This window comes from Modestobacter sp. SYSU DS0904, assembly GCF_054051115.1.
Genome location: NZ_JBJHAQ010000023.1, coordinates 20,552 through 33,806, shown reverse-complemented (window position 1 = coordinate 33,806; position 13,255 = coordinate 20,552). Strand labels below are relative to the sequence as shown.

Genomic DNA, 13,255 nt, shown 5'->3' with positions numbered 1-13,255 from the left:
GCGCCCCCGGCCGCGGGCCGCAGGTCCGTACGATGCGGTGGTGAACGGCAAGACCTACCTCGTCCGCACGTACGGCTGCCAGATGAACGTGCACGACTCCGAGCGCCTCTCCGGGCTGTTGGAGTCGGCCGGTTACACCGCCGCCGAGGGCACCGACGCCGACGTCGTCGTGCTCAACACCTGCGCGGTCCGGGAGAACGCCGACAACCGGCTCTACGGCAACCTCGGCCAGCTGCGCCCGGTGAAGGACGCGCACCCCGGCATGCAGATCGCGGTCGGCGGCTGCCTGGCGCAGAAGGACCGCGGCGAGATCGTCCGGCGGGCCCCGTGGGTCGACGTCGTCTTCGGCACCCACAACGTCGGCTCGCTGCCGGCGCTGCTGGAGCGGGCCCGGCACAACGAGGAGGCCCAGGTCGAGATCGCCGAGGCGCTCGAGGTCTTCCCGTCGACGCTGCCGGCCAAGCGCGACTCCGCGCACTCCGGCTGGGTGTCGATCAGCGTCGGGTGCAACAACACCTGCACGTTCTGCATCGTCCCGGCGCTGCGCGGCAAGGAGAAGGACCGCCGCCCCGGCGACATCCTGGCCGAGGTGCAGGCGCTGGTCGACCAGGGCGTGCTCGAGGTGACACTGCTCGGGCAGAACGTGAACGCCTACGGCGTGGAGTTCCGCGACCGCGGGGCCTTCGCCGACCTGCTGCGCGCCACCGGGGCGATCGAGGGACTGGAGCGGGTGCGCTTCACCAGCCCGCACCCGCGCGAGTTCACCGACGACGTCATCACCGCGATGGCCGAGACGCCGGCGGTCTGCCACCAGCTGCACATGCCGCTGCAGAGCGGGTCCGACGACGTGCTGCGACGGATGCGCCGCGGCTACCGGCAGGACCGCTACCTCGGGATCATCGACCGGGTGCGGGCCGCGATGCCCGACGCCGCGATCACCACCGACATCATCGTCGGCTTCCCGGGCGAGACCGAGGCGGACTTCCAGCAGACCCTGGACGTCGTCCGGCAGGCCCGCTTCTCCAGCGCCTTCACCTTCCAGTACTCCAAGCGCCCGGGCACCCCGGCGGCGGAGATGGCCGACCAGCTGCCCAAGGACGTCGTCCAGGAGCGCTACCTGCGGCTCACCGCGCTGCAGGACGAGATCAGCTGGGAGCTGAACAAGGCGCTCGTCGGCACCCGGGTCGAGCTGCTGGTCGCGGCGGGGGAGGGCAGCAAGGACGCCGCCCGGGGCCGGCTCTCCGGCCGGGCCCGCGACGGCCGGCTGGTGCACTTCGACGCGGCGGACGGGGTTCGCCCGGGTGACGTCGTCGAGACGGTGATCACCCAGGCCGCCCCGCACCACCTGGTCGCCGGGGGCGCGCTGCTGTCGCACCGGCGCACCCGGGCCGGCGACGCGGCCGAGGCAGGCACCCGGCCGACCACGCCCGGGGTGTCGCTCGGCATGCCGGCCGTCGGCGTCCCGGCGCCCCTCCCGGTCGCGGCGCCCGCCTGCGGCTGACGAAGGACCCCGTCCGCGCCTGGAGAGGCAAAGGAAGCTCTGCACCCGCCATCACGCGGAATACCGGGTGCAAAGCTTCCTGTGCCTGGACGAGCGGGGGCTTACTGGCCGGGCTTGAGCAGCACCTTGGTCCAGCCCTGGTCCCGGTCGTCGAAGCGCTGGTAGGCCTCGACGGCCTGGTCCAGGCCCAGCTCGTGGCTGGTGATCCAGCCGGGGTTGGCCTTGCCGTCGATGATCAGGTCACGGAGCTGCCGGTTGTAGCGCTTGACCGGCGCCTGCCCGGTGCCCATCGACTGGCCCTTGGTGAAGAAGGTGCCGAACTGCCAGGGGATCCGCCCCTCCTTGGCCAGGTCGCTCGTCGCGCCCGGGTCCTGCGGCACGTAGACGCCGACGACGCCGATCCCGCCGGTGGACCGGACCACCTGCACCAGGTTGTCCAGCACCAGCTCCGGGTGCTCCTCGCCGCCGGAGTCGTGCGCCTGGTAGCCGACCGCCTCGACGCCGCGGTCCACGCCGCGACCGCCGGTGGCGTCCAGCAGCTGCTCCACCGGGTCACCGGCGCTGAAGTCGACCGGGGTGGCCCCGTACTTCTCCGCCAGCGCCAGCCGGTCGGGCTCCTTGTCGACGACGAAGACCTCGGAGGCGCCGCGGACCATCGCGCTGTGCGCGGCCATCAGCCCGACCGGGCCGCCGCCGAACACCGCCACCCGGTCGCCGACCTGGAAGCCGGACAGCTCCACGCCGTGCCAGCCGGTCGGGAAGATGTCCGACAGCATCGTGAAGTCGTTCTCGTGCTCGGTGCCCTCGGGCAGGTGGAGCAGGTTGAAGTCCGCCCACGGCACGCGCAGGTACTCGGCCTGGCCGCCGTCGTAGGGGCCCATGTTGGCGTAGCCGTAGGCCGCGCCGTCCATCCCCTCGGTGGGGTTGGCCCGCAGGCAGAACGACGTCCAGCCGTCGGTGCAGTTGCGGCAGGTACCGCAGGCGATGTTGAACGGCACCGACACCCGGTCGCCGACCTTGATCCGGTCGACGCCGTCACCGACGGCCTCGACGACGCCCATGTTCTCGTGCCCGAGGACCTTGCCCTCCTCCACGGAGGTGCGGCCCTCGTACATGTGCAGGTCGGACCCGCAGATGTTGGTGGTGGTGATCCGGATGACCGCGTCGGTCGGCGCCTGGATCGTGGCGTCCGGCACCTCCTCGACGGAAACGTTCTTGGGGCCTCGGTAGACGATGGCCTTCATGTGCTGCTCCTTCCCTGGGGACGCGCTCAGCGGCTGCTGAACGCCTGGGTGAGGTGTGCGGCGGCGGCCTGCTGGGCCTGCTCGGCCTCGTCCAGGACGGCGGCGGCGCCGAAGAACTCGTGCATGACGCCGGCGAAGTAGCGGTGGGTGGTGGGCACCCCGGCGGCCTCGAGGTCGCGGGCGAACTGCTGGCCCTGGCTGCGCAGCACGTCGCGCTCGTCGGTGATGACCAGCGTGGGCGGCATGCCGGCCCGCTGGTCGGGTGTCCAGTCCAGCAGTGCGACCCGCGGGTCGGTCGCCGCCTCCGGCTTGCCCTGGAAGGCGTGCATCGCCATCCACGACAGCAGGGCGCGGTTCAGCGGGCGGCCGTCGGCGGCGTCCTCCATCGACTCGCCGAACTGCTCACCGGTGGTCAGCGGGTAGACGCAGACCTGCGCCACCGGCAGCGGCTGGCCGTTGGCCGCCAGCTGCAGGGAGGTCGCCGCGGCCATGGTCCCGCCCACGGACTCCCCACCGATGGCCATCCGGTCCGGGTCCCCGCCGAGCTGCCGGGCGTTCTCGCGCACCCACGTCCAGGCGGTCAGGACGTCGTCGTGCGAGGCCGGGAACACCGCCTCCGGCGCCCGCCGGTAGTCCGGGGAGACGACGATCGCGTCGGTCTTGGTGCACAGGCCGCGGCAGGAGGCGTCGTAGGTGTCGATGTCGAACAGCACCCAGCCGCCGCCGTGCACCCACATGACGATCGGCAGCGGGCCGCCGTCCGGGTTGTCCGGGGTGTAGACGCGCAGGGTCTGCTCGCCGCTTGCACCGTCGGGGATCCGCAGGTCATGCACCGAGCCGACCGGCTCCGGGCCCTCGATGCCGCGGTCGGCCATCACCTTCCGCACCGCCGCGTCCGGGCCGGGCTGCTTGCGGGCCTCGGCCGGGGTGAGGATCTCGAAGGGCAGCGGGCCGAGCGAGGAGTGGGCGTCGACGATCGCCTGGGCCTGCGGGTTGAGCAGGCCGCTGGCGTCGGTGGCCAGCTCCTGCTGGCGCCCGGAGAGCATGTCGCGGACGTGGTCCAGGGGCTTGGCCAGCATCCCGGCGATCTTCTCGGCGATGCCCTCGTCGGGGGCGTGCGGGTGCGGCCGGGTGGGCGCCATCCGCTTGTTGGTGAGGAACTCCTCGCCGAGCTCGGCCATCCGCTCCGCGCCGGCCTTGGCGCGGAACTGCGGCAGCTCGTCGTTCTCCTCGTCGTCCACGTGGTGCCGGGTGATCGAGATGAGCTGCGTGACGGCCTCCTCGAACTCCGGCTGGCCGGGGTCCGTGCGGCCCAGCGTCACCAGCAGCTCCTTGATCTGCTGGTGCTCGTGCTCGGCGTCGTCGTGCTCGTCGGTCATCCCGATCTCCGGCCAGATCGGGTAGAGCACGACCTCCTCGGAATACGCGTGCGCGGCCAGCTCGAAGGAGATCTGGTCGACGAGCACCCGCCGGTTGCCGCGGCCGGCCTCCAGGTGCTGGAACTGCCGGTCGACGATCGCGTGGTCGTCGGCGATCAGGTGGTCGATGTCGCCGGGCTGGGTGGGGTAGGACAGGGCCACGTCGGGCTCCTTCCGGATCGGCAGCGGCGGGCGCGCACGCATGCGGCGCGGCGCATTCCGTCGTCCACGACCTACCCGTCGACCCTGGCGCTACACGACCGTTCCGGAAAACACCGAGGGCCCGTCCGGCGAACGGACGGGCCCTGGCGACGTGATGGAACGGCCCCTGCAGAGGGGTCCCTGCTCAGCGGCGGCCGGCGGCCTTCTCTGCCTCGGCGAGCCACTCGCGGCGGGTGGCCAGGGCGGCCTCCGCCTCGCCGACCCGCTTGGCGTCGCCGGAGGCCTGGGCCTTGGCCAGCTGCTCCTCGGCCTTGGTGACCGCCGCGCGCATCGAGGTGAGCAGCGGGTTCTCCGGCTGCACCCGCGGGCGGGAGGCGTCGGCGACGCCCCGGAACTTCTCCTCCACGGCCCGCATCCGGTCCTCGAGCTGACGCATCACGCCGCGGGGCACGTGCCCGATGGCGTCGTACCGCTCCTGGATCTTGCGCAGCGCGTTCTGGTTGCCCCGGTTGGCCGGGTCGAGCTTCTCGGCCTCGGCCAGCAGCTCCTCCTTGGCCTTCTGGTTGGCCACCTCGTCGCTGCTGCGGGCCTGGTCGTTGGCGGTGCGGGCGGCGAAGAACACGTCCTGGGCGGCGCGGAACTTCTTCCACAGGTCGTCGTCGGTGTCCCGGCCGACCCGCGGCACGGCCTTCCAGCGGTCCATCAGCGTGCGCATGGCGCCGCTGGTCGGCCCCCACTCGGTGGAGGTGGACAGCCGCTCGGCCTCGGCGATGAGCTCCTGCTTGGCCGCGCGCGACTCGCTCCGCTGCTTGTCCAGCTCGGCGAAGTGGGCGCCCCGACGACGGCCGAAGGCGTCCCGCGCCGCCGCGAAGCGCTGCCAGAGCGCCTCGTCGGTCTTGCGGTCGATGCCCTTGATCGTCTTCCACTCCTCGACGATCGCCTTCAGCCGGTCACCGGCGGCCTTCCACTGCGTGGACTCCGCGGCGATCTGCTCGGCCTCGACGGCGAGGGCCTCCTTGCGCTCGACCTGCACGGCCCGCTGGGCGGCCCGCTCGCGGCGGTTCGCGGCGACGGCGGTCTCGGCCATGCTGCTGATCGCCCGGGCGCGCAGGGCGAGGTGGTCGAGGTCGCCGACGGCGGCGGCGGTGAGGATCTGCTCGGCGAGCTCCTCGGCCTTGGTCTTGATCTCGTTCGGGTTCCCGGTGTGCGCGGCCAGCCGGGCCTCCAGCAGCGTCACCTCGGTGGCCAGGTCGTCGTAGCGCCGGCCGAAGTGCGCCAGCCCCTCGTCGGGGGCCCCGGCCTGCCAGGAGCCGACGGCGCGCTCACCGGTCGCGGTGCGCACGTAGACGGTGCCCTCCTCGTCGACCCGGCCCCACTCGGTCGGGTCGGAGGGGGTGACGGCGGGGACCACCAGCTGCTCGGTGGCCGGGGTGCCGGCGCCCCGGCCGCGGCCACGGCCGCGGTTGCGACCCGGCTTGGGCGCCGGGGTCCCGGCGGGGGTCTCGGCAGCGGGCTCGGTGGAGCCGTCGGTGGGGGCTTCGGTGGTGTTCTCGGCAGGGGACTCGGCAGGGGACTCGGTGGCGGCGGGGGTGCCGGCGGCGTCGGTCACCGCCTGGGCGGGGGCGTCGGTGCCGGTGGGGACGGCGGCGTCGGGGGTCGCGGCCAGGGGCCCCTCGTCGACCGGCGCGACCTCGACCGCGGGCTCCTCGGCCGGGGCGGGGGCGCCGCCGTCGGCCGCGCCCTGCTCGCCGGCGTCCACCTGTTCGGGGGCGTCGACCTGCTCGGGGGCGTCCTCCGCGGCGCCGGTGGGGACGGCGGCGTCCGGCGTCGCGGCCAGGGGCCCCTCGTCGACCGGCGCGACCGCGGTCACCGCCGTCTCGGGGCGCTCCTCGACGCCGGGGGTGGCCTGCTCAGTCCGGTCTCCGGTGTTCTCCGTGCTCGACACGCCAGCAGTCTCCCACGATGCATCGGCGACACTGCCTGGCGTGAGTCCTCCCTCTCCGGTCACGGTGGCGTTCTGCCCGCAGGCGCCGGTGCTGCTGCCGGTCGTCGCCGGTGCGCCCAGCCACGCCCTGTCGGTGCTGCGGGCCGCGGTGTCGGCCGCGGTGCAGACCGTGCTGGACACCGGACCCCAGGTGGTGGTCGTCGTCGGCGCGGGTGCGGACGGCGCCCGGTTCGGCCCCGGGGACGGCGGTGACCTGCGCGGATACGGCGTCGACCGGGAGGTGCCCTTCGCCGGGCGGGTGCGGCCGGGTGGCCGGCGGCTGCCGCTGCCGCACGTGGTCGGCGCCCAACTGCTCGACGACGCCGGCCACACCGGTGCCCGCCTGGGGGTGGGCCCGGCCGACCTGGCGGGCGCGCTGGCCGACGCGCCCGGCCCGGTCGGGGTGCTCGCGATGGGTGACGGATCGGCGCGGCGCACCGAGAAGGCGCCCGGTGCCCTCGACCCGGCGGCTCCGCCGTACGACGCCGCCGTCGCCGCGGCGCTGGCCGCCGGGGACGCCGCCGCCCTGGCCGGCCTGGACGCCGCCGAGGGCGCCCGCCTGCTCGTCGCCGGGGTGCCGGTCTGGCGGGCCGTGGGCACCGCCCTCCGGGGCAGGCCGGTGACCGCGGAGCTCCGCCACGACGCCGCGCCGTTCGGGGTGGGCTACCTCGTCGCCTCCTGGACGGCGCGGTGACCGGGTCGGCGGCGCTGCCGCCGGTGGTCGCCGTCGTCGGCCCGACCGCGACGGGCAAGACGGCCCTGGCCGTCGGCCTGGCCCACCGGCTGGGCGGGGAGGTGGTCAACGCCGACTCGATGCAGCTCTACCGCGGCATGGACATCGGCACCGCCAAGCCCACCGCCGCCGAGCGCGACGGGGTGCCGCACCACCTGATGGACCTGTGGCACGTGCGGGAACCGGCCTCGGTGGCGGAGTACCGGCAGCGGGCGCGCGCCGAGATCGACCGGCTGCGCGCCACCGGCGTCGTGCCGCTGCTGGTGGGCGGGTCGGGGCTGTACGTGCGCGCCGTCCTGGACGAGCTGGACTTCCCGGGCACCGACGCCGGGGTGCGGGCGCGGCTGGACGGCGAGCTGGCCGTCGAGGGGGCGCAGGCCCTGCACGACCGGCTGGCGGCGCTGGACCCGGCGGCCGCCGCGGCGATCCTGCCCAGCAACACCCGCCGGGTGGTGCGCGCCCTGGAGGTCATCGAGCTCACCGGGCAGCCGTTCACCGCCCGGCTGCCCGATCCCCGCCCCCGCTACCCGTCGGTCACCATCGGCCTGGACCGGGCCCCCGAGGACCTCGACGACCGGGTCGCCCGCCGGGTGGACGCGATGTGGGCCGCCGGGTTCGTCGCGGAGGTCGAGGCGCTGGACGCCGACGGGCTGCGGGAGGGCCCCACCGCCTCCCGCGCGCTGGGGTACGCGCAGGTGCTGCAGCAGTTCGACGGCGGGCTCACGCCCACCGAGGCGCGGGAGCGCACGGTCACCACCACCCGGCGGTTCGTCCGCCGCCAGCGATCCTGGTTCCGCCGCGACCCGGCGACGGCCTGGTTCGACGCCGCCCGGGCCGACCTGGCCGACGCGGTGGCCACGGCGATCACCGACCGTACGATCGGGCGGTGATCGACAACGCTGGTCCCCGGGTCCTCCTCGGCCACGGCACGGAGAACGACTTCGTCGTCCTGCCCGACCCCGACGGCTCGGTGTGGCCCGCGGACCGGCTGGACCCCGAGCTGGTCCGCCGGCTCTGCGACCGGCGCGCGGGTCTGGGCGGCGACGGCGTGCTGCGGGTGGTGCCCAGCCGGCACGTGCCCGACGCGGCTGCCGTGCTCGGCGAGGCGCTGCCGCAGTGCGAGTGGTTCATGGACCACCGCAACGCCGACGGGTCGTACGCCGAGATGTGCGGCAACGGCATCCGGCTCTTCCTGCACGTGCTGCTCGCCGAGGGCCTGCTGGACCGGGCGGTGGCCGAGGCCGGCGTCCTGGTCGGCACCCGCGGCGGGCCGCGCCGGGTGGGCGCCCGGCCGGACGGCGGCTACTGGGTGGACATGGGCCCGGCCCGGGTGCTCGGCCGCAGCGCCGCCCGCATCGGCCGCGCCGAGTTCCCCGGCCTGGGCGTCTCCATGGGCAACCCGCACCTGGCCGCACTGACCGACGCCCCGGTCGACACCCTGGACCTCACCGTCCTGCCCGGCGTGGACGCCGACTTCTTCCCCGACGGGGTGAACGTGGAGGTGGTCAACGTGCTGGCCGCCGAGGACGCCCCCGGCGGGACGAGCGCGCACATCCGGCTGCGGGTGCACGAGCGCGGGGTGGGGGAGACCCGGTCGTGCGGCACCGGGGCCTGCGCCGCGGCCTACGCCGCCCTGGAAGCCGGTGGCCGGACCGCCGGGACGGTCACGGTGGACGTCCCGGGCGGCCGGCTGACGGTGGAGTTCGACGGGACGACGACGGTGCTCGCCGGCCCCGCCGTCGTCGTCGCCACCGGGGTGCTCACCCCGGAGTGGCTGGCCGGCTGACGGTCAGGGCCGGTCCGGCTCGTCGGCCCGGGTCTCCGGGTCGTCCGTCGGCGCCTCGGGCTTGTCGGCCGGCCCGACGTTGCCGGTGCCCCGCGGCGCACCGCGACCGGTGTCCTGGTCCGCGCCGCCGAGCGGGTTGCGCGGTGGGTCGAGGCCCGCGGGGTCGCGGCCGGGGTCGTCGAGTTCCTCGTTCGGGCTGGTCATCGTCGTCCTCCCTGACAGGGGTGCTCGGTGCGGATGCGGTCCACGGCGGCCTACCCGGTGCCCGCCGGACCAATCAGCCGGCCCGCCCCGGGTCGCTGCCCGCGGTGGGGGTCCGGGCCTCGGGCAGCGCGGTGGCGACGACCGGGTGCGCCGCCGGGGCCGGTGCGTGGGTGTCGAGCTCGTCGGGGAAGTCGCGCAGCCGCCGCAGCGGGCTGGCCACCACCCAGCCGGCGGCGAGCAGCTGGCCGGCCGTGGCGATCCACAGCGTCGGGAGCACTCCCAGCCAGGTGCCGAGCACGCCACCGAGCAGACCGCCCAGCGGCATGGTGCCGAAGACGAGGAACCGCACAGAGGCGTTCATCCGACCGAGCAGGGCCGGCGGGCAGAGCCGCTGCCGGAAGCTCACCTGGGTCACGTTGTAGACCACGACCGCCCAGCTGAAGCCCAGCTGGCCGAGCGTCAGCAGCACCAGCGGTGCGCCGAGGGCGGCCAGCGGGGTGAGCGCGGTGAACGGCAGCGCCACCAGGATGGCCAGCGGGATCGCCCGGCCCTCGCCCACCCGCCGGGCGAACCGCGCCGCCGTCGCCGCGCCGGCCAGGCCGCCCACCGCGCCGGCGGAGAAGACCAGGCCCACCGTGCTCTCCGACAGCCGGAGCTCGCGCAGCGCGAACAGCACCAGCAGCGTCGTCGTGATCGACGAGAACAGGTTCGACGTCGCGGTGCAGGCGACGATCCGGCGCAGCAGCGGCTGCCGGACGACGAAGGACAGGCCCTCGCCGATCTCCGCGCGCAGCGACCGGCGGCCGGCCCGGTCGGGCACCACGTCCGGCCGCTGGATGCGCCCGAGGAGGAGCGCCGACACCAGGAACGACGCCGCGTCCAGGACGACGAGCAACGGGGCGCCCGTCACCCGCAGCAGCCCGCCGGTGATGCCGGGCCCGGCGACCTGGGCCACCGCCCGGCTGGCCTCCAGCTTCCCGTTGCCGTCGACGAGCTGGTCCCGGTCGACGAGCGCGGGCAGGTAGCTCTGGTAGGCGACGTCGAAGAAGACCGTGGCCGTGCCGGTGAGTGCGGCGACGACGAACAGCTGGCCCAGGGTCAGCGCGTCGAGCAGGTAGGCCAGCGGCAGCGTGCCCAGCACCACCGCCCGCACCAGGTCGGCGGTCACCAGCACCCGCTTGCGCCGCCAGCGGTCCACCCACGCGCCGGCCGGCAGCCCGATCAGCAGGAAGGCCGCGGTCTCCAGCGCGGTGAGGAACCCCATCTCCAGCGGCGTCGCGTCGAGCAGGGAGACCGCCAGTACGGGCAGGGCCAGCAGGGTGACCTGGGTGCCGACCTGGCTGACGGTCTCGGCGGCCCAGAGCCGGCGGAAGTCGTGGTGCCGCAGCAGGCTCCGGTCGCTGGTCACCGGGCGAGCCTGGGTCGGCGATTGGGAGATGTCAATCAGTGGCTGGCGCGTCGTCCCCGGTGTCCCTAGGGTCTCCTCATGTCCCGGACCGGGCCGCCCAGAGCGAGTCGCGCCGCCGCCGAGGCGGTGCCGGTCCCCGGCCGCGGCTACGTCCTGGGGCCGGACGAGGGCGTTCCCGGCCGGAGCGCTGACGTGAAGTGCTCGAACGAGTCCACGGGCGGCAGCCTGGCCGTGTACCGGACGGTGCTCGACGGCCAGGGTCCACCGCCGCACCGGCACACCCACGAGGACGAGACGATCCTCGTGCTGGCGGGCACCGTGGCGGCCGACTGCGGGGACGACACGTTCACCGGCGGCCCGGGCAGCACGCTCTTCCTCCCGCGGGGGCTGACCCACACCTTCCGCTCCGTCGGCGGCCCGGCGACCTTCCTCTTCATCGTCACCCCGGGCCACTTCATCGTCACCCCGGGCCACCTCGACATGTTCTTCCGCGCCCAGGAGTCGGTCACGAGCCGGGACGAGATGATCGACCTGGTCGGCCGGTTCTTCTGAACCGGCCCGTTCCAGGGGTCCAGGACGCAGGCCCGCTGTCGGTCGGGGCGCCTAGGCTGCCCGGGGTGAGCGAGCGGGAGTGGCCGGCGCGGATCTCCGGCGCCCGCCGCCCGGCCACCGACGCGGAGGCCCGGGCCCTCGCCTCCGCCGTCCGGCTCCGGATCCTGCGGCTGTGCCTGCACGAGGCGCTGACCAACAAGGAGATCGCCGCCCGGCTGGACCGTAACCCGGCCACCGTGCTGCACCACGTGCGCACCCTGGTCGACACCGGGTTCCTGGCCGCCGAACAGGTGCGCCGTGGCAACCGGGGCGCCCGGGAGGTGCCCTACCGGGCCACCGGGAAGAGCTGGCTGATGGACGGCCCCGGCGCCGCGGCGTCGGGGTCGGACGTGTCGCTCGCCGCCTTCCTGGCGGAGGTGGCCGCGGTGGGGGAGGAGCACCTGGAGAGCACCCGGATGGGGTTGCGGCTGGGGTCGGAGGCGATGGCGGAGCTCCGCGCCCGGCTGTACGGGCTGCTGGACGAGTACGCCCGCCGGCCGGCGGACCCGGCGGGGGAGCGGTGGTCGCTCTACCTCGGGATGCATCCGGAGCCCTGAGGCGTTGTACCCGACGATGACGACAGAGTCGATGCAGACAACTCACTCGCCCCGCACCGAGGGGCGTGCCACGCTTGACCCGATGACGACAGCCCAGAACCGCCTCGACGAGGCCGAAGCCCGGGTGGACAAGGCGGCGCGTGCGCGTGCCAAGGACCCGGGCCCCGCGGCGACCACCCCCTGGGACGCTCCCGACGACACGACCGGCTCCTACATCAAGGAGGAGCGCGGCGCCCTCCGTCGGGTCGCCGGGCTCTCCACCGAGCTCGCCGACGTCACCGAGGTCGAGTACCGCCAGCTCCGGCTGGAGCGCGTCGTGCTGGTCGGCGTGTGGACCGAGGGCACGGTCGCGGACGCCCAGCGCTCGCTGGCCGAGCTGGCCGCGCTCGCCGAGACCGCCGGCTCGCAGGTCCTCGACGCGCTGATGCAGCGTCGGGACAAGCCCGACCCGGCGACCTACGTGGGCTCGGGCAAGGCCGCCGAGCTGCGGGACATCGTCGCCGCCACCGGCGCGGACACGGTGATCTGCGACGGGGAGCTCGCCCCCGGCCAGCTCAACCAGCTGGAGAAGATCCTCAAGGTCAAGGTGGTCGACCGGACCGCGCTGATCCTGGACATCTTCGCCCAGCACGCCACCAGCCGGGAGGGCAAGGCGCAGGTCGAGCTCGCCCAGATGCAGTACATGCTGCCGCGACTGCGCGGCTGGGGTGAGTCGCTGAGCCGGCAGGCCGGTGGTCGCGTCGCCGGCGGTGGCGGCATCGGCACCCGTGGTCCGGGTGAGACGAAGATCGAGACCGACCGCCGCCGGATCCGCGCCCGGGTGAGCAAGCTGCGCAAGGAGATCGCCGGCATGGCGACCGCGCGCACCACCCAGCGCAACTCCCGCGACCGGAACGCCACGCCCAGCGTGGCGATCGCCGGCTACACCAACGCCGGCAAGTCCAGCCTGCTCAACCAGCTCACCGACGCCGGCGTGCTGGTCCAGGACTCGCTGTTCGCCACCCTGGACCCGACGGTCCGCCGGGCGCAGACCCCGGAGGGCCGTGAGTTCACGATGACCGACACCGTCGGTTTCGTGCGCCACCTGCCCCACCAGCTCGTCGACGCCTTCCGGTCGACGCTGGAGGAGGTCGCCGCCGCCGACCTGCTGCTGCACGTGGTCGACGGCGCCGACCCCGACCCGCTGGGCCAGATCGACGCGGTGCACATCGTGCTGCAGGAGATCGACGCCCGGGCGGTGCCCGAGCTGATCGTGGTCAACAAGGTGGACGCGATGAGCGAGGACGACGTCCTCGCGCTGCGTCAGGCGCTGCCCGGTGCGGCCTGGGTCTCGGCCCGCACCGGTGAGGGCATCGAGGCGCTGCGCGACGTGATCGCTCAGCGGCTCCCGCACCCGCACATCGACGTCGACGTCCTGGTGCCCTACGACCGGGGTGACCTGGTCGCCCGGGTGCACCGGGACGGCGAGGTGCTCGAGGAGCGCCACGAGGCGGACGGCACCCGGCTCACCGCCCGGGTCGACGACGGCCTCGCCGCGGCGCTCGACGGGTTCGACACCCCCGTCGCCGGCGGCTGACCACCGGGACCCGGTGGCACCGTCCTCCCGGGTGGCCGGTCGGCGGACGTCGTCGGGCGGCCCCGGGATCACGGCCCAGCACTGCGCGGCG

At 74.7% G+C, this 13,255-nt stretch carries 12 protein-coding genes; 7 read left to right on the top strand and 5 right to left on the bottom strand.

Going from position 1 to position 13,255, the window contains the following annotated elements:
- Positions 1-40: 40 nt before the first annotated feature.
- Positions 41-1,501: a tRNA (N6-isopentenyl adenosine(37)-C2)-methylthiotransferase MiaB gene (gene miaB, locus ACI79U_RS14800; protein WP_457070857.1), complete on the top strand. Its 1,461-nt coding sequence runs from the start codon at positions 41-43 to the stop codon at positions 1,499-1,501.
- Between the two features lie 101 nt (positions 1,502-1,602).
- On the opposite strand, the gene ACI79U_RS14795 is transcribed toward miaB, so the two are convergent.
- From ACI79U_RS14795 to ACI79U_RS14785, 3 genes are all read right to left on the bottom strand, one after another.
- On the bottom strand, positions 1,603-2,745 hold the full coding sequence (locus ACI79U_RS14795) for a glutathione-independent formaldehyde dehydrogenase (RefSeq protein WP_457070855.1): 1,143 nt from the start codon (positions 2,743-2,745) through the stop codon (positions 1,603-1,605).
- 26 nt (positions 2,746-2,771) lie between these two features.
- Positions 2,772-4,325 (bottom strand): alpha/beta hydrolase fold domain-containing protein, encoded by a 1,554-nt coding sequence (locus ACI79U_RS14790; RefSeq protein ID WP_457070853.1) that lies wholly within the window; start codon positions 4,323-4,325, stop codon positions 2,772-2,774.
- 184 nt (positions 4,326-4,509) lie between these two features.
- A complete protein-coding gene (locus ACI79U_RS14785; protein ID WP_457070850.1) occupies positions 4,510-6,270 on the bottom strand; it encodes a DUF349 domain-containing protein in 1,761 nt (586 codons plus the stop codon).
- 40 nt (positions 6,271-6,310) lie between these two features.
- Here ACI79U_RS14785 and ACI79U_RS14780 point away from each other — a divergent pair, with 40 nt between their 5' ends.
- From ACI79U_RS14780 to dapF, 3 genes are read left to right on the top strand one after another with little or no spacing between them, the layout of a single operon-like run.
- Positions 6,311-7,003: a hypothetical protein gene (locus tag ACI79U_RS14780; RefSeq protein WP_457070847.1), complete on the top strand. Its 693-nt coding sequence runs from the start codon at positions 6,311-6,313 to the stop codon at positions 7,001-7,003.
- Positions 7,000-7,932, top strand: coding sequence for a tRNA (adenosine(37)-N6)-dimethylallyltransferase MiaA (gene miaA, locus ACI79U_RS14775; RefSeq protein WP_457070844.1), 933 nt, complete (start codon positions 7,000-7,002; stop codon positions 7,930-7,932). Before ACI79U_RS14780 ends, miaA begins: the two co-directional genes overlap by 4 nt.
- A complete protein-coding gene (gene dapF, locus ACI79U_RS14770; RefSeq protein ID WP_457070841.1) occupies positions 7,929-8,828 on the top strand; it encodes a diaminopimelate epimerase in 900 nt (299 codons plus the stop codon). The genes miaA and dapF overlap by 4 nt, the downstream gene beginning before the upstream one ends.
- 3 nt (positions 8,829-8,831) lie before the next feature.
- On the opposite strand, the gene ACI79U_RS14765 is transcribed toward dapF, so the two are convergent.
- Together ACI79U_RS14765 and ACI79U_RS14760 are read right to left on the bottom strand one after the other, a co-directional pair.
- Entirely contained in the window at positions 8,832-9,032 is a 201-nt protein-coding gene (locus tag ACI79U_RS14765; protein ID WP_457070839.1) for a hypothetical protein, read from the bottom strand.
- A 73-nt stretch (positions 9,033-9,105) separates the two neighbouring features.
- Positions 9,106-10,440 (bottom strand): MFS transporter, encoded by a 1,335-nt coding sequence (locus ACI79U_RS14760; protein WP_457070836.1) that lies wholly within the window; start codon positions 10,438-10,440, stop codon positions 9,106-9,108.
- Between the two features lie 192 nt (positions 10,441-10,632).
- Between ACI79U_RS14760 and ACI79U_RS14755 the strand changes: the two genes are divergently transcribed.
- The 3 genes from ACI79U_RS14755 to hflX all read left to right on the top strand — a co-directional run bounded on the left by ACI79U_RS14755 (position 10,633) and on the right by hflX (position 13,164).
- Positions 10,633-10,992, top strand: coding sequence for a cupin domain-containing protein (locus ACI79U_RS14755; protein WP_457070833.1), 360 nt, complete (start codon positions 10,633-10,635; stop codon positions 10,990-10,992).
- A gap of 65 nt (positions 10,993-11,057) precedes the next feature.
- A complete protein-coding gene (locus tag ACI79U_RS14750; protein WP_457070830.1) occupies positions 11,058-11,588 on the top strand; it encodes an ArsR/SmtB family transcription factor in 531 nt (176 codons plus the stop codon).
- 82 nt (positions 11,589-11,670) lie between these two features.
- Complete coding sequence (gene hflX, locus ACI79U_RS14745; protein WP_457070827.1) at positions 11,671-13,164, top strand: GTPase HflX; 1,494 nt, start codon at positions 11,671-11,673, stop codon at positions 13,162-13,164.
- Positions 13,165-13,255: the final 91 nt, after the last annotated feature.